This is a genomic window from Streptomyces griseiscabiei (assembly GCF_020010925.1).
Taxonomy (GTDB): domain Bacteria; phylum Actinomycetota; class Actinomycetes; order Streptomycetales; family Streptomycetaceae; genus Streptomyces; species Streptomyces griseiscabiei.
On record NZ_JAGJBZ010000001.1, the window covers coordinates 1,190,470 to 1,212,967 of the forward strand.

Sequence of the window (22,498 nt, forward strand, 5' to 3'; positions counted from 1 at the left end):
CTCCTACTGCCGTCGTTTCCGCCCGCAGGCCTTCTCCCGGTCGACAGCTGCGGCCACCTGGTGCATGACGGCGTCCGGCGACTCGTGTTCCCAGAATCGCAGGAAAGTCCAGCCTTCAGCCAGTAGCTGAGCGTTCGTCTCCTTGTCTCGCTCGATGTTGCGATCAAGCTTCCGGCGCCACCATTCCGCGTTCGCCTTGGGACTGGTGGCGTGCTCCGGGCAGCCGTGCCAGAAGCAGCCGTCGATGAGGACAGCCAACCTGGCGCCAGTGAACGCGATGTCAATCTTCCGCCTGCGCATGCCCGGCACCGGATAGTGGATCCGGTAGCGGTATCCGGAGGCGTGGAGGAGCCGGCGCACCGCCAGTTCGATACCGGTATCCCGATTCGTCTGCCGGCTCATCCGAACCGAGACGTCGGGACTGGATGGGTGTACAACACTCATGGCTCCAGTGTCCTATTCCCGACATCCTTTCGGTCCACGATCACAGAGTCAGACCAGTTGAGTACGGACCGGGGCGGTGCAAGTTTCTCTCAAGCCTGGACAAATCAAGCCTCACCAGTCTGAAGGTAGACAAATAAGCCATTAGTCTGCCGGGCCGCTTCCGCAGCAGTACCTGATTATTCCGTAGCTCAGAACCAACACCCCGGTGAAGATCGTCCAGGAACTGCTGGTCACAGGCCAGGCGATCTTGGTGAGACTGGCGTGATCACGGTGTGAGAGCTGTCCCGGACAGCCCCGTTCATCGGGCTGGGTCCGCGTCAGCGCCGAACTCCCGGCCCGGAAGGAGGAACGCAACACCGCTCACCGCGAGGTCCTGGCCCGAGTCGAGCACGCCTTCGCCCGGATGCAGGGCTGGAAGATCCTGGGGCGACTGCCGTCCGAAAGACGACGGCGTCCACCACGCCATGTCCGGCATCGCCCGCCTGCACAACCTCGCCCTCGCCGGGCGGCAGGGAAACGATCAGGTCAACCAGATGTCGTAGATCATTTACGGGATAGCCCTGGTACGTTCCGCCGCGCGGTCCCGCGTCGGCTGGTTCCGTGCGGGACCTCAGTCGCTGCCCCCACCCCCACCCCCACAGCTGAAGCCCCCGCCCGAGTCCGACGACGAAGCAGCGCCGGAGTCGGGGTCGGAGTCGGGGTCCAGGGCCTTGCCCATGCGGATCAAGGTGCGGCCGAGGCCTGAGGGGAGGGGGTGGGCGGTGAGGATGCCGCGTCGGATCGGGCCCTTCGGGAAGGTGGTAGGGCCGTCGAGGATGTACGCGGGGAGGATTCCGGCACGCTCGGCTGATTGCAGTCGCCGTCTGCCGGCCCGGGTCGGGCGGCGTCGGGAGCCCGTCACCAGGCCTCGTGCGGCCAGGCGGCGGCCGATGTCCTCGATCTCCGGGGAGGTGCGCAGAGCGGCGTACACAGAGGTGAGGGCGCGGCTGCGTGGGCACCACGCGAGTACTGCCTGCTCGACCGGGTGCTCGGGGCGCGCCTCGCCCACAGCGCGGACCCGTGAGCCACGGATTCTGAGCGCCCCCGTCTCGGACAGTGCGATCACCGCACTGTCCGAGACCCGTTGCGCCCCGCCTGCCAGGAAGGCCAGGTCATACAGGTCCAGGGCGGCCTCGAACTCCCCCACGACCGCCACGGACCGCCGGAGCACACGCACTACACGCAGCACACGCATTCCGCATCCCCTTCGCAGCACTTCGGCTGTCGCCAGTGTCGCCCGGCAGGGGTAGGCACACCCAACTTCCTGGTCGGTTCAGAGCATTGCTTGAGCTGTTGCGGGGGAGGCGAATCAACTTCGGTCCGTGGCTCTCGGATGCCCGGTGCTCGCGAAGGTGATCCAACAGGTGTCGCGGGCGGTGTCCAGGAGGTACCAGACACGGCCTCCGCCGGTGACCTCGATCTGCCACTGCTCGCAGGTCCGGCCTCGGTGGGTGCCGTGTGCCAGGCCGCCCTTGAGCCGGTGGTGCCGGGAAGTCTCGACGGCCGGTTTGGGATGGGTGCGCATGGTGAGCCAGGCTCGGTAGGTGTTCTCCCGGGCTTGTTGGGCGAGGTTCTCCCACCCTTTGGCCGAGGCGGCGTCCGCGAAGCGGACCTCCCAGTGTCCGTCCGGTGCCGGTGGTGCGGCGCGGTCCCCGCGGCCCGCGCTCACGGGAGATCCCGGGGGTCGGATACCGGGCCGTAGTCCTCGGAGTGGTCTCGGGTCAGCGCGGCCAGCAGTTCGGGGTCGGAGTGGACCTCGGCGGTGTGCTGCCAGGCGATGAGCAACTGGGCGACGGACGCGCTGTTGCCGACGGAGTCGGCGGCCCGCATGGTGTCGACCAGCTCGACGGCGAAGGCGTGGACGTCGGACTCGGGGAGGAACCGCACCCAAGGGAACGCGTCCGGCAGTATGTCGAGGAGCAGTTCCATACTCCCGGGCTCGCGGCGGGCCATCGCGACCAGCATCCGGGTGGCCGCCGACACCACGGTCCGGTCCTGCTCGGCCCGCGCCGCGGTGGTCAGCACCAGGTCCTCGCCGTCTCTGCGGTGCAGGAGCAGTCTCGATGATTCCTGAAGCCGGGCCAGCGTCTGCTTGTTCTTGTTCACCAATTCGGAGAAGTTCACGGCGGCGCTCTCGGTAGCCATGACTTTGAAAGTACTTCGAAACTCGCGGCTCCGCCATCGCTCACGAGCTTCCTCACTCAAAAGAGACCAAACGGGTCTCCGCCGTACCCGGAAAGGGCTTGGCCCACCAGTGGTCGTAGCGGCGGTAGGGCGTGCGGTCGCCGCGGGCGGTGAGGAACGTGTGCAGGGTGGCGGCCTCTTCGGACAGGGCGTGCCAGGTGGTCTCCGGCAGGGGGTGGAAGGCCGTGGCCTCGATGCCTGTGGCCAGGGGGCGCCACACCCCCGCCACGTATCCGTCCACCAGGAGGGTGGGGAGGACGTCACCGTTCACTCGGGTCACGTATTTGCGGTAGTCCGTGGGGAGGAGGCGGGTTCGGTCGGCGTAGGCGAGGAGGGGGCTGTCCCACATGGCCATGAGGCGGGGTGGGGCGGGGGTGTCGGAGGGAGGGCGGGGGGCGCCGGGGAGGTCGTAGAGCGGTTCCTTGCCGTCCGTCGGTTGGAGGAGTTCCAGCTCGCCGGCGGACGTGAGGGAATCGATCGCCGCCCGTATCCGTGGGCGGTGGACCAGGGCGAACTGGGCCATGTCCGCCACCGTCGCCGGGCCGAAGCCGGCCAGGTAGCGGCGGATCAGGGTTTTCAGGCCCTCGGCGGCGGCCTCCGGGTCGGTGAGGGACGGGGGTGGGGCGGCGGTGACGTAGGACTGGCGGGTGGTGAAGGACCAGGGGGCGCCGGTCGGCTGGTGCCAGAGGGGGGCGTACTGGCGGAGGAGGCGGTGGGCGCTGGTGGGGAGGGTGGTGTCGAAGCGGGTCTCCAGCCAGACCTTCAGGTCGGCCGCCGTACGAGGGTGGGCGTCCGCGTACTTGAGGAGGGCCGGGAGTACGGCGTCGGCGTCCGCGGTGGTCAGGCCGGAGGCCCGGAAGCGGGGGTCGCCCAGGCGGGAGCCTCGGAGGGTCGGCTCCATGGCCTCGCGGAACGGGGTGTAGTCGTCGGCGTGGACCGTGTGGAGGGTGATGCGCATCAGGGTCGAGCGGACCAGGTGGTGGTCGCCGAGCGCCGCGTCCAGGATCGTCGGGTCGAAGGGGGCGAGGCGGTTCCACAGGGCGATGTACGGGGAGGCCGGCTGCTGGGCCTGGAGCGCCACGATGCGGCGTACCGCCTCGGTCACGTCCAACGGTTCGCGGGCCAGGAGGAGTTGGCGGGCCAGGGTCGCACGGTTGAGGGCACGGGCGGTGAGCGGATACATGGTCCCCATGGCGTGATTCTCGCGCACCACGGTTCGACGCGGCGGGCCCTGCTCCGCCGCCGCTGAGCGGGGGCAGAACAGGGCCCGTGGGGAGAACGGACGGCCCGGTCGACCTTCTACGTGGTCGTGGCCTCCCCCTTCGTCAGCAACCACTCCTCGTGCAGCGCCCCCAGCGGGATCTTCGTCTGGAAGATCGGGGTGCCGAAGATGGAGAGCTGGAGGTTGAGGGTGCCGGTGAGGTCGATGCCGCCGTACAGCGCCCAGGAGCCGGAGGCCGAGCCCGTGCCGTCCGCCGAGCCCTCGGCGGTCGCGTCGGCCTCGGCGCGGAGGTACGGGGCGACGTCGGCGGTGACGCCGACCGTGCCGTAGAGGCCGACCGTCGCCTCGGCGCCCATGGCCGCCTTGACGTCGCCCACCGCCGTGACCGTCGTCTTCAGCGGCTCACCGGTCATCTTCGACTCGCTGACGCCGGTCCAGCCCTTGGACCAGGTGAAGTTGCCGCCGACCCGGAAGTCGCCCTTGAGGTCCTGCTCGACGTCGACCGTCACGCGGCCGTCGGCCTCCACCTGGAAGTAGCAGACGAGGTCGAGGTTGACGACGATCGGCACCGGGCCGACCTGGATCACGGGGTCGGCGTGCAGTTCGGCGAAGGGGATACGGATCGGCTTGCCGTCGGTCGAGCCCGCCGCGCGGCCCTTCAGGGACCACTGAGAGGCCCAGTCGCCGGTGAGGCCCAGGAACGCGCCGCCGGGCGAGGAGCCCGTACCGGATCCGGAACCGTCGTACGAGAAGGCGACCTCGGGGGCGAGCTGGACGAAGCCCTCGACCGACGCGGCGGCCGAGGCGGGGGCGCCCGGCGCGGTCTCCACGGCGGCGCCCACGTCGATGCGCAGGCTGCCCAGCGGGAGCTTCGCGCCCTCGGGGCCGAAGGTGAGGTCGCCGGTCTTCGCCCAGGAGACCTTCACGCCCTGGACGAGCGGGTCGACCTCCATGGTGGACGGGTCGACGGGGACCGTGCCGTCCGCCTCGCTCTCGCCCAGCACCGAGTTGAGCTTGGCCGGCTCCGTCTCGACCGTCGTACCGCCGTCCGCGGCGGTCTCGACGACCTCCGTCACCTTGGCCAGTACGCCGTCGGGGGCACCGGGCGCGGGCGCGCTGGCTATGACATCGCCGACCGCCACGGCGGCCTTCGGCTTCGCGCCACTCGATCCGGTGTCGGAACCCGCACCGGAATCGGAATCGGAGCCGGAATCGGAGCCGGAGTCGGAGTCGGAGTCGGAGCCCGGTTCCGTCGACGGCGTTCCGGACGGCGTCGCCGACGCGTCGTCGTCGTCCGAAGTGGCGGACGACGGTGCCGAGATGACCGCCCGGCCGCTCTTCCGGTCGTACGACGCGACCTTGAGCGCGGACTTCTCGGCCTTGCCCTGGTCGACCGCGTTCGCGTCGGCCACGGCGGTGGGGGTGGCGCCGCCGGTCGGGGCGGAGACGACGGCGAGTTGTTCCTCGACGGGCCCGGGCTCGGGGGTCTCGGCCGTCCTGGCCGCCGCCTTGTCGACGGTGGAGGGGGAACCATTGGCGGAGCAGCCGGTGGCCAGCAGGGTCGCGACGGTGATCGCCGACAGTGCCGACACCAGGGCATGTCTTCTGAGCTTGTGCACGCGTGAGTCCTCGGGAGCGGTGACAGGGGGGTGCGCTTCAGGAGGGAGGAGAAGAGAGGAAGAGAGGAAGAGAGGGGAAGAGGGGATGCAGCGTCCAGGGGGGTGGGGCGCGACAGCACAACTGCCCGGGAGACAGTGCGTACGCGGTAGTTACCCCTCAGTAGCCATGCATGAGCATGCCAGGCTTACGGGTGCGTCGCGGACCACTTCGCCCACGTCGCGCCGGTGACGTGGGTCACATTCCCGTACGGTGCAACTATCGCCCGCAGCAAGGGAGTTGAGGGGTCCGGCCATCGCCGCGTACAGGCGTCGGGGCGGTGTTCGAGGTTGCGGGACCAGCTCGCATGGCCGAAGAAGTCGGTCGCCCGGGAGGGCGAGTCGAAGGGGACGGGCCAGCTGTCGATCCAGGCCGCGATGCGGGCGGGGAGGCCGGGGGTCGGGGGTGCCCGGCCCCGCCTCGATCAGGATCAGGATCAGGGAAGGGAGTGGAGGAGTTCCGGGCGGGCCGCCGCGACGAGGGTGGCCGTGCGACCGCCGAGCGACCGCCGAGCGACTGGCCCACGAGAGTCGGCGGGGCCCACCCCGGGGCGGCGGCGGCCAGGCCCGGGGCAGCCAGGCCGAGACCCTGAATCACCGTCACCGCGCCCCGTACGCAGGCCTCCCGGGCCATGCCAGCCGGGCGTCGCAGTCACCACGCGGTCGCCGTCGGCCAGGAGCGTGCGGGCGGCTTCCCGCCCCGCCTCCCACCTCACCCTCCATCTCCCTCTCCGCCTCGCCCTCCATCTCACCCTCCGGGTGTGAGCGCGGGCACAGTCGACGCCGAGCCGCCCACACCTCTCCGACCAGCACTTTCTCCGTCACATTCGACAGGAAACCTGATATTACCCATGGGTCGGGACGTTTGACTCTGGTGAGCTGTGCGCTTGCTGAGAAGACTCGCCGCACCGCAAGCGACCGCCGGTGATCAGGCCGTGCACACACCTCGCCCGGCCCCGACTCCCCCACGCCCTGTCACGGATCCACGCACGAAGGAGTCTTCTGCATGAGCGCGACTTCGGGACCGATCAAACCCGCCGAACCACACACCGAACCACACACCGAACCACACACCGCACCACCCACCGAACCCTCCGGCGGCCAACGCCACAAACGCCGTTCCCGCTGGCTCAGCGGGAAGTTCCTCGCCCTCTTCCTCGCCGTCGCCACCATCCTCGGCGGCGTGACCCTGCTGACGACGGAGTCGCAGCAGAAGGCGAGTGCCGCCGTCGACGACGGCAACGGCTTCACCTTTCCCGGCCGTCTCGAAGAGATGGTCGCGTTCTGGGCGACCAAGGCCTGGCCGACGAACAAGGCCACGTCCTCGGAGCAGGACTCGAACGGCACCACGGCCTTCATCTACCGCGGCGGCAACTACGGCGACCGGGACGGCCAGCTCACCGCGTTCATCACGGCCAACTTCCCCAACGCGCTGACGCCGACCTTCAACGAGTACGACATCGACTTCCGGCCCACCCGGCGGACCTCGCGCAACGCCGACCGCATCGTCCGTGACTCGACCAACGGCTTCATCTTCTTCACCGACGACCACTACGCCAACTTCCACCTCTACGCCTACCAGAACCTCCCCGACGTGGACGACGCCCAGCCGTCGATGCCCGACAACACCTTCACCGTCGAGAACTCCCTCACCCCGGTCGCGGAGGAGACGGCCGGTGACCCGCCGGCGGGAGGTGACCGCGGCGGCACACCGGACCCGACCGTCTTCGCGCCCGTCGAGGACCCGGACTTCGAGGTCCAGAACAACGATCCGCTGGGCCAGGCCGACGAGACGGGTGACCTGATCTACACGCAGATCGGGAGCTTCCTGCTCGGCGCCCTGCTGCTCATCGCCAGCGTGTGAGAACCGGCCACCGCCTTCGGGGTTAGCCTCGGTCGACGTCGGTCACGAACGGCATCGTCACGAACAGCAGGAGGCAGACATGGCGAAGGTTCCCTCGGCGGTGGTGGCCGCGAGCGGGCTCATCGGTGGGTACGGGGTGGCCCGCTGGACGAGGAAGCGCCCGCTGGGCGGAGCGGTGCTGGCCGTCGCCGGTGCCGCGGCCGCCCGGCAGTGGCAGCAGGCGGCCGGGGGCAGGGCGGCGGGGGCGCTGACGGCGGGGTACGTGGCCGCGTTCGCCGGGTCGCACCCGCTGGCGAAGAAGGTGGGCGCCTGGCCCGCGGTGTTCGGGATGGCCGGGGTGGTGGCGGCGGCCTCCTGGGCGGTGGCCGACCGGAAGGGATAGGTGGACAGAGGGATCGCGGGGTAGGGGGACAGGGGCCACAGTTCCCCGCGCGGATCCCCCGAAGGGCACGCGCCTTCACCCGACAACGCACCTCGCCCAACGCACCCTAGAGACCCCCACCCCCCTCCCCCCGAAACGCCCGCCGATACGCGTACGGACTCGTCCCCACCACCCTCTTGAAGCGGTCCCGGAACGCCGTCGGGGAGCCGAACCCCGCCTGGGTCGCGATGCGTTCGACCGTGTGGTCGGTCGACTCCAGCAGATACTGCGCCCGCCGGACCCGTGCCCGGTGCAGCCACTGCAGGGGCGTCGTACCGGTCTGCTCGCGGAAGCGGCGGTTCAGGGTACGGGCGCTGGTGCCGGCGTGGAGGGCGATGTCGTCCAGGGTCAGATCCCGCTCCACGTTCTCCTCCAGCCAACGCAGCAGGGGCTCCATCGTCGCGCCCGCCGGGGCCGGAGGCTGGTCCTGGACGATGAACTGGGCCTGGCCGCCCTCCCGTTCGAGCGGCATCACACACATCCGGGCGGTGAACGCGGCGACCGCCGAGCCATGGTCCTTGCGGATCATGTGCAGACACATGTCCAGGGCCGCCGCCGCGCCGGCCGAGGTCAGGAACTGGCCGTTGTCGACGTAGAGGACGTTCGGGTCGACGGTGACGAGGGGGTGGCGGGCCGCCAGGTCGGGGGCCGCGATCCAGTGGGTGGTGGCGCGCAGCCCGTCCAGCAGGCCCGTCGCGGCGAAGAGGAACGCGCCCACGCAGATCGAGGCGATCCGCGTCCCGCTCGCCGCCGCCGCGTGCAGCGCCTCCGCCACCCCCGGCGGCAACGGCGCGGTCGGGTCCTCGGTCCCCGGCAGAATGATCGTGTCCGCCTCGGCCAGCGCCTCCAGCCCGTACGGCGCCCGCACGCCGAACGGGCCCGCCTTCACCTCCCCGTCCGCCGCCGCCGAGCAGACCCGCACCCGGTACGCCTCCCGCCCGTCCGGCAGCCGGGCCCAGCCGAAGGTGTCGACGGGGGCCGACATGTCGAAGGGGATCACGTTGTCCAGCGCCAGGACGGCCACGGTGTGCATGGCGAGAGCGTAGGCGGGCACCGGGTTCCGGCCAAGCGTCAGCGGGCATCCCGCACGCAGGTTGGCCCAGGATCGTGACCCGCCCTCCCTGATGGCGGGAATCCGTTGGCCTCTGGCAATCCCGCCACTACTCCCCTCCGCGACCACCCCCGTACCGTCCCCCCGTGACCAAGTTCCTGCTCTCCCTCCACGTCCTCGCCGCGATCATCGCCGTCGGGCCCGTCACCGTCGCGGCCAGCATGTTCCCGCCGAGCGCGCGCAAGGCGCTGGCCGAACCCGGGAGCGAGCGGGCGGTGTCGGCCGTACGGCTGCTGCACCGGATCTGCCGGGTGTACGGCGGGGTGGGCATCGCCGTACCCGTGCTCGGGTTCGCCACGGCGATGAGCATGGGGGTGCTGAAGGACACCTGGCTGATCGTGTCGATGCTGCTGACGGCCCTCGCGGCGATGGTCCTGCTGGCTCTGGTGCTGCCCCGGCAGGAGGAGATCCTGGAGGGGCTCGACGGAGGGAGCGAGGCGACCACCGGTGGGACGCGAACGACCGTCGGTGGGACGCGAACGGCCCTCGGCCCCGCGGTGACCGCCCGACTCGCCATGTTCACCGGTGTGTTCAACCTGCTGTGGGCGACGGTCACGATCCTGATGATCGTGCGGCCCGGTTCGACCACGGGAGCGTGACTCGACCCCGCCTTCCCAGCGGTGTCCGGCTGGGTGCATGATCCGGCCATGCATCCACAGCAGTCGCCCTCCCAGACCTACGTCACCTCCGTGGCCGCCCGTCTCGCCGCCGACGAATGTCAGACCTGGTGGGAGGAGTGGGGTGGGGTGCCCGTGCTCGTGGGGCGGCGGGCCGACTTCCGGCTGCGGTGGATGGCGAAGATACATCTGTTCACGGTGGTGGTCGCCGTCCCGGAGATCACGATGCCGACGATCGGCACCTTCACCTTCCAGGCCATGGAGTACGCCAAACGCGCCAAGGGCGGGCTGCCGGCCGGTCTGCAGACCGGGATATGCCTGTTCCCCGTGCTGGTCAGCGACCGGGTGGACCCGGCCGCCGTGCAGTGGGCGGAGGGACAGGCCCGCCACGAGTGGGGCATCACGGCCCGGCCCGTCGTGGTCGACAGCGCGCGCCAGTACGTGGGGCTCTGCCGGCGCAAGGGCTTCGTGGGCAGGGCCTACGCGTCGCACATGCTCAAGAAGGGCGGGCTCTATCTCGACGGCCGGTGACCCGGACGGCGGCGCCACCCGCCCCTCCACCCATCGCCCCATCCGCCCGCCCGCACTCCCCCACGTCCCTCACTCCTCCCGCGTCCCCACAACGGCTCACCTCTGGGCCCTGATCAGCCACCTCTCGTCCACCGGCTCCGTCCGGAACCGCCGCGCCACCGAGGCCGCGATCAGCACCCACGCGCCCAGCACCAGCGTGAAGAAGGCCCAGGACAAGGGCCATACGGCCGCGTCCGGGGGCTCGGTGGGGGCGTGGAAGGACACGTACATCAGGGCGGCCGGCGGGACGGCGACCAGGAGCAACGGCCAGGCCAGGGCGTCCCGGTGGCCGAAGTAGGCCGCGAGGAGCAGCAGGACGAGGGCGAGGGCGATCACCCCCGTGACGGTCACCGGAGTCGCCTCCGAGAGGGAGCCCTCCAGCTCGGGCCGGTCGCGCAGGTCCCACGGCAGACAGAGGCGGTACGCGGCGGCGGCGAGCGCGGCACCGAGCAGGCGCGTCAGCCAGCGTTCGGGCCAGGGGCGCGTGCGCAGCGGTCGGAGCAGCTTCGGGAGCGGCTTCTCGGTCATGCGTACGAGGTTTCCCGCACCAAGGCCGAGCCGACAGAGTACGGATACTCAGACCGCCCCCCGCATACCCAGAGGACTCCGGCCGAGGCCGTGCCCCGAAGGGGCGCGGGGAGCCGCGCGACCAGCCCCCACGCACCCTCAGCCGACGGATAACCCGAACAACCCTGACAACCCTGACAACCCAACCCGCCCCCTACCCGGGGCCCTGCGCCGACAGCGGCTCCGCGATGTCCTCCAAGGACCGCCTCTCCGCCCGCACCGCGAGGAACGCCGCCACCAGCCCCGCCGCGCACATCAGCCCCGCGCCGATCCGGAAGGCGAGGACCGTGTCGGCGACGACGCCGGACTCGGTCAGCTCGGCGAAGATCAGCGGGCCGCTGATGCCGCCGGCGGCCGTGCCGAGGGCGTAGAAGAAGGCGATGGCCATGGCGCGGGTCTCCATGGGGAAGACCTCGGAGACCGTCAGATAGGCGCTGCTCGCTCCGGCCGAGGCGAAGAAGAGGACCACGCACCAGCAGGCCGTCAGGGTCACCTCGTCGAGCGAACCCCGGCTGAAGAGCCAGGCCGTGACGAAGAGGAGCACACCGGACAGCAGGTAGGTGCCCGAGATCATGATCCGGCGGCCGACCGTGTCGAAGAGCTTGCCGAGCAGCAGCGGGCCCATGAAGTTGCCGGCGGCGATGAAGGCGAAGTAGTAGCCGGTGTCGGAGGTCGGGACGTCGTAGAACGTGGTGAGGATCGCGCCGAAGCCGAAGGTGATCGCGTTGTAGAGGAACGCCTGTCCGATGAAGAGGGAGAAGCCGAGGACGGCGCGGCGGCGGTAGCGGGAGAAGACCGTACGGGCGATCAGCCCGAAGCCGACGGCGCCCCGCTGATGGATGGTCATCTCCCGGTCGGGCGGCGGCAGCGCGCTCCCCTTCTCCTCCTCGACCCGCTCCTCCACCTGGTCGACCAGCCGTTCGGCCTCGTGTTCCCGGCCGTGGATGAGCAGCCAGCGGGGGCTCTCGGGAACGTTCCGGCGGACCAGCAGGATCACCAGGCCCAGCACCACTCCGAGGGCGAAGGTCAGCCGCCAGCCGACGTTCGCCGGGAAGAGGTCGGTGTTCAGGGCGACGATCGACAGCAGCGAGCCGCCGATCGCGCCCAGCCAGAAACTGCCGTTGATGACGATGTCGACGCGCCCCCGGTACTTGGAGGGGATCAGCTCGTCGATCGCGGAGTTGATGGCCGCGTACTCGCCGCCGATACCGAAGCCGGTGAGGAAGCGGAAGAGGAAGAACCACCAGGTGGAGAAGGAGACGGCGGTCAGCGCGGTGGCCGCCAGATAGACCACCAGGGTCACCATGAACAGCTTCTTGCGGCCGAACCGGTCGGTCATATGGCCGAAGAAGAGGGCGCCCGCACAGGCGCCCGCCACATACAGGGCCGCCGCCATGCCCGTGACCTGCGCGGACGAGATCGGCAGCCCGCTGCCCTCCTCGGAGAGCCGCCCCGCGATATTGCCGACGACGGTCACCTCCAGACCGTCGAGGATCCACACCGTGCCGAGGCCGATGACGACCGTCCAGTGCCAGCGCGACCAGGGCAGACGGTCCAGGCGCGCCGGCACGGCGGTCGTGATCACACCGAGCGACCCCGGCGACTTCGACGAACCCGGCGACTTCGACGATCCCGGCGACTTCGGATCAGGGACGGACATGGGCTGGGGCTCCCTCCGCGTCGGGCGCAGTCGGCCGAACCCGACCCGAGTGCCCCCGCGAGCAGGTGTTACGCCCCCAGCGCCCGCGACACCGTGTAGATCAGCAGGCCCGCCAGCGACCCCACCACCGTGCCGTTGATCCGGATGAACTGCAGGTCACGGCCGATGTTGGCCTCGATCTTCTTCGTGGTGTGCTCGGCGTCCCAGCTCGCGACGGTCTCGGTGATGAGGGAGGTGATCTCCGCGCGGTAGGTGGTCACGACATGTACGGCCGCGCCCTCCAGCCACTTGTCCACCTTGGCCTGCGCGCTCGGCTCGGTCGCCAGCCGGGTGCCCAGCGACAGCAGGGAGACCCGCACCCGCAGCCGCAGCTCACTGCGCTCGTCCTCGGCGGCGGACACGATCATCGACCGTACGGCCGTCCAGGCGGAGGCGATCAGGTCCTGGACCTCGCCCCGGCCGAGCACCTCGCCCTTCAGCCGCTCCACCCGCGCCCGGGTGTCCGTGTCGGACTGGAGGTCGCCGGCGAAGTCGGTGAGGAAACGGTCGAGGGCGCCGCGCGCCGGGTGGGTGGGCGAGTCGCGCATCTCGGTGGCGAAGCGCAGCAGTTCCTTGTAGACCCGCTCGCCGACCTTCCGGTCCACGAACCGGGGGGTCCAGCCCGGCGCGCCGCCCTCGACGGCGTCCATGACCTGCGCGTCGTGCAGGACCAGCCAGTCGTGGGCGCGGGTGCAGACGAGGTCGACGATCCGCCGGTGGCCGCCGTCGGTGACGATCTTCTCCAGCATCTTGCCGATACCGGGCGCGATCTCCTGGGCGCCCGCCCGCCGGGTGATCGCCTCCCCGACGACGGCCTGTACGTCCGAGTCCCGCAGCACGGTCAGCGCGCCCCGCAGCGCGGTCGCCAGCTCGGCCGTCACCCGGTCGGCGTTCTGCGGCTCGGCGAGCCACGCGCCGAGCCGGCTGCCGATGCCGACGGCCCGCAGCCGCTGCCGTACGACATCCTGGGAGAGGAAGTTCTCGCCGACGAACTCACCGAGCGAGACGCCCAGTTGGTCCTTCTTGGTGGGGATGATCGCGGTGTGCGGGATGGGCAGCCCGAGCGGATGCCGGAACAGCGCGGTCACCGCGAACCAGTCGGCCAGCGCGCCCACCATGCCCGCCTCGGCCGCCGCCGCGACATAGCCGGCCCAGGCACCCGCGCCCTCGTGCGCGGCCCACTTGGCCAGGACGTACACCAGTGCCACGAAGAGCAGCAGACCGGCGGCGATGAGCTTCATCTGCCGGACGCCGCGCTGCTTCTCCTCGTCGGCCGCGCTGAAGGTGGTCATGGTGCGGTGCGAGGCGCGCGGCTCGGCGGCCCGTGCCGCTCCGGCCACCTCGCCGGCCTCGTCCGTCTTCGTACGGTCCATTCACTCCACCCGTTTCCTGTCCCCCGTACACATTGTCCCGTTCTTCATCTCTTCGACACCTGTGGACGTGACCTACTGCATGACCTACTCCCGGAACGGAACAGGAGTTCCCCGCGTCTGTCCGGGCGGGGGAACCGATGGGGGTTCCGACAAGCAGCCCTCACCCCATGACGCATGATGGGGTGATCACATCGGAGCCTCGGGGCTCCACAGCCCGAGGAGTAACACACCGCGTGACCAGGCAGCACGCAGGGGGTGTGGGGATGTCCCCCACAAAGCACCGTGCACTTCTGGCAGCCGTCGTCGCCCTGGTCGTGGCGATCTCGGCCGCGATATACGTCGGCGTCGGCATCGACGACGGCTCCCAGCACCAGGAGACCTTCGCCCGCGCACCCCGCAACAGCGCCGCGCCCGCCTCGACCGGCGTCTGGGTGGGCGCCTGGGCCGCGTCACCGAGCGGGTCGGAGCCGGGCACCGAGCAGGCGGGCCTCGCGGGCCGTTCGGTGCGCAACGTGGTGCACACGACCGCCGCCGGTACGAGTGCCCGCGTCACGCTGTCCAATCTCTACGGCCAGCAGCCGCTGACGATCAGCCACGCCTCGCTCGCCGTCGCCGCCTCCTCGGACACCCCGGCCGCGGCGGCCGACACCATGCGCCGCCTGACCTTCGCGGGCAACCCGACGGTCGTCATCGCCGCCGGTCAGCAGGTGGTGAGCGACGCCGTACGGGTGGCGATCCCGCACGACAGCGACGTACTGATCACCACCTACTCCCCGACCCCCTCGGGTCCGGCGACCTACCACGCGCACGCCCGGCAGATCTCGTACACCGCCGAGGGCGACCGGGTGGCGGACGTCACCGGGGAGCCGTACACCACTCAGACACTCCACTGGCGGTACGTCACCGCGCTGGACGTGCTGAGCAACGAGTCCGACGGCACGGTCGTGGTCCTCGGCGACTCGCTCACCGACGGCGTCACCTCGACCGTCAACGAGAACCGGCGCTGGACGGACGTCCTCTCCGGCCGTCTGCGCGCCGCCACCGGCTCCTCGGACATCCCGCGCTACAGCGTCGTCAACGAGGGCATCAGCGGCAACCGCGTCCTCACCGACGGCAACGGCCGCCCCGCCGAGAACCCGAGCGGCCTCAACCGCTTCCAGCGGGACGTCCTCGGCCGGACGGGCGTCAAGGCCGTCGTCGTCGACCTCGGCGTCAACGACATCCTCAAGAACCCCGGCCGGGCCGACCCCGAGGCCATCACCGAGGGCCTGCGCCGCCTCGTCGACCGCGCCCACGCCCGGGGGCTGCGGGTCGTCGGCACCACCCTCATGCCCTTCCACGGCCATCGCGGCTACTCCGACCAGCGCGAGTCGGTCCGCCAGGCCGTCAACGCCACCATCCGCTCCGGCAACGTCTTCGACGCCTACGCCGACTTCGACAAGGCCCTGCGCGACCCCTACGACCCCCGCAGCCTCCGCCCCGACTACGACTCCGGCGACCATCTGCACCCCAGCGACCGGGGCTACGAACGCATGGCCCAGACCTTCGACCTCCAGGAACTGAAGGGCGCGGTACCGGCGGAGCTGTAGGCATCCAGGGGCACGGGGAACGGCGCGTCTTTCAGGGGCGCGGGGAACGGCGCGAGAAGCCCCACCGGACCCGCACCCGGCACACGACCTACCGCTCCCCACCCCTGCTCCGCTGCTCCAACCCACGGCGGGCCTCCCGCCGTTCCAACCGCTCCTGCCGCCGAGCCTCCTTCAACCGCTGCCGCTCGGCCTTCGGCACCTTCCGCTCGACCCCGATCCCGCCCCAGAACGCGAACCCGGTGAGGGTCACCCGCGGCGCGCCCGGCTCCCCCGGCACCCCCTCCTCGCCATGGTCGAAGCCGCCCATGATCCCGATGCCCCGGACCACGACCTCGACCCCGGGCGGCACGATCACATTGATCCCGCCCATGACCGCCACGCAGTTGATCGTGACCTCGCGCTCCGCGAAGACCGCGTCCCGCAGATCCAGTTCCCCGCCGCCCCAGAACGCGAAGCAGTCGAACCGCGCGGGCACGGTCCACCGCCCCTTGCGCTCGAACCCGGACAGGACCGCCACGCCCCACGTGGACGACCCCTCGCCGCCGACGATCCGCTCCGGCCAACTCGCGTCCCCCGCGGGCCCCTTGACCAGCGAGACGGACGCCGACGACGACGGCACGACGGCCGGCGGCGCCACCGCCCCCGCCCCCGCCCCGGGCAGATCCCGGGTGATGGGCGCGAGTTCGCCGTACGTCCGCGCCTTGTAGGTCGCGTCCAGCCGCTCCTCGAACTCCTCCATGTCGATCCGCCCCTCCGCGAGGGCGTCCCGCAACTGCTCGGAGACCCGTTCACGATCGGCGTCGGAGGCACGAAGATCCGCGGCGGCCTGAAGATCCGGTGTGTCGTCCGTCATACGATCAGCCTACGAGGAACCCCCGCACGGGGCTACGACACAGCGGACCCCGGCTCCGCCAGGCGCTCCGCCGCCTCCGCCGCGACCCGCTCCGCCTGCTGCGCGTACATCTGGGCGATCACGGCCTCGATGTCCGGCTCCCGCACGGAGAGGTCCACCAGCGGATACGCGGACGCGATCCGCGCCACCAGCGGGGCAGCCGACTCCGACGCCGGGAACGCCAGCCACTGCCGGGGCCCCTCCACCCGTACGACGCGGGCGGGCGCGGCGTCGATCGGCGGCACTTCGCGCTCCAGGTCGACGACGAGCGTGCGCTCGCTCTCGCCCACCTCGTGCAGCCCGGTCAGCGGCCCGTCGTACATCAGCCGCCCATGGTCGATGACCATCACCCGGCGGCACAGCTGTTCGATGTCCTGGAGGTCGTGCGTGGTGAGCAGCACGGTCGTGCCCCGCTCGCTGTTCAGCTCCTTGAGGAACTCCCGGACCTTGGCCTTGCTGATGACGTCCAGCCCGATCGTCGGCTCGTCCAGATACAGCACCTCGGGGTCGTGCAGCAGGGCCGCAGCGATGTCCCCGCGCATCCGCTGGCCGAGCGACAGCTGCCGTACGGGGACGTCCAACAGCTCGCCCAGTTCGAGGAGTTCGACGCACCGGTCGAGGTTCTCGCGGTAACGGGCGTCGGGGATGCGGTACATGCGGTGCATCAGCCGGTAGGAGTCGATGAGGGGGAGGTCCCACCAGAGGGTCGTACGCTGTCCGAACACCACGCCGATACGACGCGCGAGCCGCGTCCGCTCCCGGGACGGGTCGATGTCCGCGACCCGCAGCCGGCCGCCGCTCGGCGTCAGGATGCCGGTCAGCATCTTGATGGTGGTGGACTTCCCCGCGCCGTTCGGCCCGATGTAGCCGACCATCTCCCCTCGCGCCACGGTGAACGAGATCGAGTCGACGGCCCGCACCTCGCGCCGCTCCCGCCGCAGGAACCCGGTCTTCTTCCGGACGTCGAAGACCTTCTCCACCCGGTCGAGTTCGATGAACGCGCTGTCTGTCATGGTCGGCACCCTCAGCTCCCTGTACTTCGATACGAACGCAGCCCCGCCCGCCACGCGAGCCCCGCCAGCGCACAGCAGGCCACGCCGACCAGCGGAGGCGCGAAGGCCGCCCAGTCCGGCAGGCCGAGGGGGTAGGGGCGGCCCAGGACGTACAGTCCGGGCACCCAGTTGACGAAGGCGAGCGGCAGGACGAAGGTCACCCCGCGCAGCAGGTCCTTGGCGAAGAGCGCGGGCGGGTACTGAAGGAGGGTCGCGCCGCCGTACGTGAAGGCGTTCTGCACCTCGGAGGCGTCCTGCGCGACGAACTGGAAGGCCGCGCCGCCGACGAACACCGCCGCGAAGATCAGCCCGCCGCTGCCCACCATCAGCGGGATCATCAGCGCCTTGGCCGGTGTCCAGGCGATGTCGAGCGTGGTCAGGGCGTACCCGAGGACGAACAGGCCCTGGGTGACCCGGCCGAGGCGGCGCAGCGCGAACTTGTCCGCGGCGACCTGGGCGAGCACCGGCACCGGACGGACGAGAAGGGTGTCGAGCGTGCCGTCGCGGACCCTGCGCCCCAGCCGGTCCATCGAGCCGATCATCAGGTCGGCGAGGCCGAAGGCGACGGCGGAGGTGCCGTAGAGCAGGGCGATCTCGGGCAGGGAGAAGCCGCCGAGCTCGTCGACCTGGGAGAACATCAGCAGGATCGCGACGAAGTCGAAGGAGGTCGCCGCGAAGTTGCCGAAGGTCGTCATCGCGAAGGAGGCGCGGTAGGCCATCGTGGAGCGGATCCACATGGCGGCGATCATGCGGTAGGCGCGCAGTCCGTCCCGTACCTGGTCGGTCCTGCCGTACGCGTCGAACGGCACCGCGTGCCCGTCCTGCGCCCTGGGCCGCTCGTCGAGGTCAGCCACCCTGGACCACCACCTTTCGGGTCGCCGCCGACTGGATCAGCCGCCCGACCGCCAGCAGTACGGCCGCCCAGGCGAGCTGGAAGGCGTACGTCCCCCACGGGTCGGCCTCGCCCAGCAGCACGTCCGCCGGGGCCTGGAGCAGCGCGGACCAGGGCAGGACGCGGGCGAGGTCGCCGAGGGCGCCCGGGAAGACGTTCAGCGGCAGGAGCATCCCGGAGAAGAAGACTCCGGTGAGCCAGGTGATCTGCATCGCTCCGGCGCCGTCGAGGAGCCAGAACGCCCACAGGGCGACGATGTACCGGATCGCGAAGCTGACGAGGGCGCCGAGGGCGACCGCGACGAGACAGGCGAGCCAGGGCCCCGGACCGTCGGGCAGGGCCAGGTCGAAGAAGAGGGCGCCGCACACCATGGGGACGACACCGCGTCCGAGCAGCTGGAACAGGGCGCGGCCCATGTCGGCGGCGAGCCACCACAGCTGGAGGTCGACGGGGCGGTAGAGGTCGACGGCGATGTCCCCGGTCCGGATCCGCTCGATCAGCTCCTCCTCGAAGCCGACGCTCCCCAGTACCATCACCGCGAACATGGCCTGGCCGACCCAGACATACGTGAGTGCCTGCGCCTGGTCGTAGCCGCCGAGGTGGGGCTTCTCGTGCCAGAGGGCCAGGTAGGTGTATGCGAGGATGAAGCCGAAAACCGTGTTGGTGAACACCCCCGCCGCGGTGGCCACCCGATATGTCGCGTACCGCCTGAAACCACCGGCGGCGACGGCGGCGTACAACCGCCCTGTGCCCACGAGGAAACTCCCATCCGCTGCGAAGAGTCAGGCGAGAAGCCGAGGCCGGAACCGATTCGGGCCGAAGCGAAGGAGCCTAGTCCGCGGCCGGAGGGACCCGCCATGCGTTTTCGGGGGCGGACGACGGCGCTCGGGGGGTGGTCGTGGGGTGCACATGGGGTGTGAGGGGGACGTGACGCGATCCGGGAACGGATCGAACAGTACGAGAGTCTTTACTCAGGGGTTCAGAACCGGCCCGGAGCGGGCGTAAAGCGTACGAGGCCGTACGGAAATGAACGTACGACGCGAAAACAGGAGCACGGCAGCACGATGAGCGACGAGCCGCAGCCGAAGCGGAACGGCCCGGGCTGGGCGCCGAGGGATCCGGAGCGACGTGCTCCGGAGTCGGGCGACAGCGCCGCCAAGGGGAACACCGACGGCACGCCCCCGGGCACCGGACCGGCCCCGTCATCCACCGGGGGGCCCACACGCCCCACCGGAGGCACGGGCACCCCGGCCTCTCCCCGGACGTCCCGAAGCACCGACGGGCCCGACGGCCACCCGGGCACGGCCTCGGGCGAACGATCCGACACGGCCTCGGACGACCGATCCGGCTCGCAGTCCGGCCCGGCCTCCGAAGGACGTCCCGGCACGCGGCCTGGCACCGCGCCCGGGGAACGATCCGGCGGGAAGCCCGGTGCGGGGTCCGACGAGAAGCCCGGCGCGGCTTCCGGCGGCGCGCCGGGCTCGCAGCCCGGCGGGAAGCCCGGCGGGAAGCCCGGCGGGAAGCCCGCCGCGGGACGTGACGATCAGCCCGGCGGAGGTGGCGGCGCCGGACGGGACGGCGACTCCGCCGCCGTCCCGGACGCCCGGGCCGCCCGGGCAGCCAGAGCGGCGAGGGCCGCCAAGGCCGCGGGGTTGGGCGGCAGCGCGGCCGGGGCCGGAAGCAAGGCCGGGGCCGCGGCCGGGACCGGAGCAGCCGCCGCTGCCTCCTCGTCCCCCTCCGCGTCGTCCCCGCCCTCCGGCGCGGCGCGCGGTGGTGCCGCCGAGGACACACCGACCACCACCCTGGCGGCCGTCACCCCCGCCCGGAAGACCGGTGGCGCCCCGGGCGCCCGCCCCGGTGCCGACACGCCCACGCAGGCCCTCGGTGTCATCCCCGCCGAGAAGGCGGCGGGCACGGCCACCGCGTCCGCCGCCGCGCCCGCCGTCGTCCCCGACATCACCCCCGAGCCCGCCCCCGGCGGCGGCAAGGCCAAGAAGCGCAAGCGGCCCAAGCGCACCGGCTGGAAGCGGCTGATCCCCACCTGGCGCTTCGTGCTCGGCTCCTTCGTCCTCGGACTCATGCTGATCGTCGGCGCCTTCGTGCTCGGCTACAACATGGTCCACATCCCGAAGCCGCAGGACGCCGCGACCAAGCAGTCCAACGTCTATCTGTACGCGGACGGCACCCAGATCGCCCGCGACGGCGAGGTCAACCGCGAGAACGTCCCGCTGTCGAAGGTCTCCAAGGCCGCCCAGCACGCCGTACTCGCCGCCGAGGACCGCGACTTCTACTCCGAGCCGGCCATCGACGCCAAGGCGATGATCCGCGCCGCCTGGAACACCGCGACCGGCAAGGGCAAGCAGTCCGGCTCGACCATCACCCAGCAGTACGTGAAGAACTACTACCTGGCCCAGGACCAGACCGTCACCCGCAAGGTGAAGGAGTTCTTCATCGCGATCAAGCTGGACCGCGAGGTCACCAAGGACGAGATCCTGGAGGGCTACCTCAACACCAGCTTCTTCGGCCGCAACGCCTACGGCATCCAGGCCGCCGCGCAGGCCTACTACGGCGTGGACGCCGACGAACTCAGCGCCGAGCAGGGCGCCTACCTCGCCGCCCTGGTCAACGCGCCGAGCATGTACGACGTCGTCGCCCACCCCGAGAACAAGGACGCGGCGGTCGCCCGCTGGAACTACGTCCTCGACGGCATGGTCAAGGAGGGCTGGCTCAAGCAGTCCGAGCGGACCGGCGCGAAGTTCCCGATGCCGAAGCAGGCCACCACGTCCACCGCCTTCTCCGGCCAGCGCGGCTACCTCGTCGAGGCCATCAAGTCGTACCTCATCGAGCACAAGATCATCGATGAGAAGGCGCTGGAGAACGGCGGTGGGTACCGCATCACCACCACCATCCAGCCCAAGATGCAGAACGCGTTCATCAAGGCCGTCGACGACCAGCTGATGGACAAGCTCGACAAGAAGAACCGCAAGGTCGACAACTACGTGCGCGCCGGCGGTGTCTCCATCGACCCGAAGACCGGCAAGGTCATCGCGATGTACGGCGGCATCGACTACACCAAGCAGTACGTCAACAACGCCACCCGCCGCGACTTCCAGAACGGCTCGATCTTCAAGCCGTTCGTGTTCACCTCCGCCGTGGAGAACGTCTCCAACAACCAGAGCAACCAGGCGATCACCCCGAACACCGTCTACGACGGCACCAACAAGCGCCCGGTGGTGGGCTGGCCCGGCCCGGCGTACGCCCCCGAGAACGAGGACTACGTCAACTACGGCGACATCACCGTCCGCCAGGCCACCAACAGCTCGGTGAACTCGGTGTACGCGCAGATGGCCGTGGACGTCGGCCCCGAGAAGGTCGAGAAGACCGCGATCGACCTCGGACTGCCCAAGAACACCCCGGACATGAACCCGTACCCGTCCATCGCCCTGGGCACCGCCACCGCGAGCGTCCTCGACATGACGGAGGCGTACGCCACGCTCGCCAACCACGGCAAGCACGGCACGTACACGATGATCGAGAAGATCAGCAAGGACGGCGAGGCGATCAAGGTCCCCACCACGGAGTCCACGCAGGCCGTCAGCCGCAAGGCCGCCGACACCACCACCTCCATCCTGCAGAGCGTGGTCCAGAGCGGTACGGCCACCGCCGCCCAGGCCTCCGGCCACCCGGTCGCGGGCAAGACCGGTACGGCCGAGGAGGACAAGGCGGCCTGGTTCGCCGGCTACACCCCGGACCTCGCCACCGTCGTCTCCGTCATGGGCCAGGACCCCAAGACGGGCGCGCACAAGCCGCTGTACGGCGCCATGGGCCTGCCGCGCATCAACGGCGGCGGGGCGCCCACCGAGATCTGGGCGCAGTTCACCAAGGCCGCGCTGAAGGGCAAGAAGGTCAAGGAGTTCGACCTCGACCTCCAGGTCGGCGCGGACGTCGTCTACACCCCGCCCAGCACCCCGGCCGACGAGCCGGGCGCCACGGGTGAGGAGGAGACCGGCGGTCCCACGGACGACGAGGAGACCAGCGACCCGGCGGACGGCGGCACCCCCGGCGGCGCACCCACCACCGACGGCGGCACCACCGCCGGCGCCACGGCCGACGGAGGTACCGGGGACGGCGGCACGGGTGACGGGGGTACCGGCACCACCGCCGGTGCCACGGCCGACGGCGGCACCGGGGACGGCGGCACCGCCACGCAGGGAACGGCCGACGGCGGCACCGCCACCGAGGGCACGGCGGACGGCGGCTCCGCCACCCAGGGCGACACCTCGGTGGGGCCGTTCGGCTAGCCGGGG

20 protein-coding genes and 1 pseudogene are annotated in these 22,498 nt (G+C 70.8%); 7 read left to right on the forward strand and 14 right to left on the reverse strand.

What is annotated here, in order from left to right:
- Positions 1–3: 3 nt before the first annotated feature.
- Positions 4–444, reverse strand: a complete 441-nt coding sequence (locus J8M51_RS05140) for a very short patch repair endonuclease (RefSeq protein ID WP_086752041.1) — start codon at positions 442–444, stop codon at positions 4–6.
- A gap of 313 nt (positions 445–757) precedes the next feature.
- Here J8M51_RS05140 and J8M51_RS05145 point away from each other — a divergent pair.
- A pseudogene (locus J8M51_RS05145) lies at positions 758–986 on the forward strand (IS5/IS1182 family transposase); the annotation flags it as partial.
- 68 nt (positions 987–1,054) lie between these two features.
- On the opposite strand, the gene J8M51_RS05150 reads toward J8M51_RS05145, so the two are convergent.
- From J8M51_RS05150 to J8M51_RS05170, 5 genes are all read right to left on the reverse strand, one after another.
- On the reverse strand, positions 1,055–1,678 hold the full coding sequence (locus tag J8M51_RS05150; RefSeq protein WP_267298994.1) for a TIGR04222 domain-containing membrane protein: 624 nt from the start codon (positions 1,676–1,678) through the stop codon (positions 1,055–1,057).
- Positions 1,679–1,792: 114 nt separating this feature from the next.
- The gene (locus J8M51_RS05155) at positions 1,793–2,152 is read right to left on the reverse strand and encodes a hypothetical protein (protein ID WP_086764283.1); all 360 of its coding nucleotides are present in this window, start codon (positions 2,150–2,152) and stop codon (positions 1,793–1,795) included.
- Positions 2,149–2,628, reverse strand: a complete 480-nt coding sequence (locus J8M51_RS05160) for a hypothetical protein (protein ID WP_086764285.1) — start codon at positions 2,626–2,628, stop codon at positions 2,149–2,151. The genes J8M51_RS05155 and J8M51_RS05160 overlap by 4 nt, the downstream gene beginning before the upstream one ends.
- A gap of 52 nt (positions 2,629–2,680) precedes the next feature.
- Positions 2,681–3,859 carry a winged helix DNA-binding domain-containing protein gene (locus tag J8M51_RS05165; RefSeq protein ID WP_267298995.1) on the reverse strand — a complete coding sequence of 393 codons (1,179 nt, stop codon included), beginning with the start codon at positions 3,857–3,859 and terminating at the stop codon, positions 2,681–2,683.
- 107 nt (positions 3,860–3,966) lie between these two features.
- A complete protein-coding gene (locus J8M51_RS05170) occupies positions 3,967–5,508 on the reverse strand; it encodes a hypothetical protein (RefSeq protein ID WP_086764439.1) in 1,542 nt (513 codons plus the stop codon).
- 1,042 nt (positions 5,509–6,550) lie between these two features.
- On the opposite strand from J8M51_RS05170, the gene J8M51_RS05175 reads away from it, so the two are divergent.
- The gene (locus J8M51_RS05175) at positions 6,551–7,408 is read left to right on the forward strand and encodes a ribonuclease domain-containing protein (RefSeq protein WP_267298996.1); all 858 of its coding nucleotides are present in this window, start codon (positions 6,551–6,553) and stop codon (positions 7,406–7,408) included.
- A gap of 79 nt (positions 7,409–7,487) precedes the next feature.
- On the forward strand, positions 7,488–7,790 hold the full coding sequence (locus J8M51_RS05180; RefSeq protein WP_216591676.1) for a hypothetical protein: 303 nt from the start codon (positions 7,488–7,490) through the stop codon (positions 7,788–7,790).
- 106 nt (positions 7,791–7,896) lie between these two features.
- Here the strand turns inward: J8M51_RS05180 and J8M51_RS05185 are convergent, their stop codons facing one another.
- The gene (locus J8M51_RS05185) at positions 7,897–8,862 is read right to left on the reverse strand and encodes a GlxA family transcriptional regulator (protein ID WP_267298997.1); all 966 of its coding nucleotides are present in this window, start codon (positions 8,860–8,862) and stop codon (positions 7,897–7,899) included.
- Positions 8,863–9,026: 164 nt separating this feature from the next.
- Between J8M51_RS05185 and J8M51_RS05190 the strand changes: the two genes are divergently transcribed.
- Positions 9,027–9,539 (forward strand): protease, encoded by a 513-nt coding sequence (locus J8M51_RS05190; protein WP_086763783.1) that lies wholly within the window; start codon positions 9,027–9,029, stop codon positions 9,537–9,539.
- 48 nt (positions 9,540–9,587) lie between these two features.
- Complete coding sequence (locus J8M51_RS05195; protein WP_216589300.1) at positions 9,588–10,088, forward strand: levansucrase; 501 nt, start codon at positions 9,588–9,590, stop codon at positions 10,086–10,088.
- Positions 10,089–10,184: 96 nt separating this feature from the next.
- On the opposite strand, the gene J8M51_RS05200 is transcribed toward J8M51_RS05195, so the two are convergent.
- The 3 genes from J8M51_RS05200 to J8M51_RS05210 form a co-directional block, all read right to left on the reverse strand.
- On the reverse strand, positions 10,185–10,655 hold the full coding sequence (locus J8M51_RS05200; RefSeq protein ID WP_086764751.1) for a hypothetical protein: 471 nt from the start codon (positions 10,653–10,655) through the stop codon (positions 10,185–10,187).
- Positions 10,656–10,848: 193 nt separating this feature from the next.
- Positions 10,849–12,354, reverse strand: a complete 1,506-nt coding sequence (locus J8M51_RS05205) for an MFS transporter (RefSeq protein WP_256964049.1) — start codon at positions 12,352–12,354, stop codon at positions 10,849–10,851.
- 68 nt (positions 12,355–12,422) lie between these two features.
- A complete protein-coding gene (locus J8M51_RS05210; protein ID WP_086752640.1) occupies positions 12,423–13,766 on the reverse strand; it encodes a DUF445 domain-containing protein in 1,344 nt (447 codons plus the stop codon).
- 263 nt (positions 13,767–14,029) lie between these two features.
- On the opposite strand from J8M51_RS05210, the gene J8M51_RS05215 reads away from it, so the two are divergent.
- Positions 14,030–15,355, forward strand: a complete 1,326-nt coding sequence (locus J8M51_RS05215; RefSeq protein WP_086752642.1) for an SGNH/GDSL hydrolase family protein — start codon at positions 14,030–14,032, stop codon at positions 15,353–15,355.
- Between the two features lie 88 nt (positions 15,356–15,443).
- Here the strand turns inward: J8M51_RS05215 and J8M51_RS05220 are convergent, their stop codons facing one another.
- The 4 genes from J8M51_RS05220 to J8M51_RS05235 are packed head-to-tail and all read right to left on the reverse strand — an operon-like array spanning position 15,444 to position 18,946.
- On the reverse strand, positions 15,444–16,208 hold the full coding sequence (locus J8M51_RS05220; RefSeq protein WP_086759885.1) for a DUF1707 SHOCT-like domain-containing protein: 765 nt from the start codon (positions 16,206–16,208) through the stop codon (positions 15,444–15,446).
- Positions 16,209–16,240: 32 nt separating this feature from the next.
- Positions 16,241–17,260 carry an ABC transporter ATP-binding protein gene (locus J8M51_RS05225; RefSeq protein ID WP_086759893.1) on the reverse strand — a complete coding sequence of 340 codons (1,020 nt, stop codon included), beginning with the start codon at positions 17,258–17,260 and terminating at the stop codon, positions 16,241–16,243.
- A gap of 11 nt (positions 17,261–17,271) precedes the next feature.
- Positions 17,272–18,108: an ABC transporter permease gene (locus tag J8M51_RS05230; protein ID WP_086759891.1), complete on the reverse strand. Its 837-nt coding sequence runs from the start codon at positions 18,106–18,108 to the stop codon at positions 17,272–17,274.
- Positions 18,109–18,145: 37 nt separating this feature from the next.
- Positions 18,146–18,946, reverse strand: coding sequence for an ABC transporter permease (locus tag J8M51_RS05235; protein WP_086759883.1), 801 nt, complete (start codon positions 18,944–18,946; stop codon positions 18,146–18,148).
- A 1,047-nt stretch (positions 18,947–19,993) separates the two neighbouring features.
- Between J8M51_RS05235 and J8M51_RS05240 the strand changes: the two genes are divergently transcribed.
- Positions 19,994–22,492, forward strand: coding sequence for a transglycosylase domain-containing protein (locus tag J8M51_RS05240; RefSeq protein WP_398856277.1), 2,499 nt, complete (start codon positions 19,994–19,996; stop codon positions 22,490–22,492).
- The last annotated feature ends 6 nt before the right edge of the window (positions 22,493–22,498 follow it).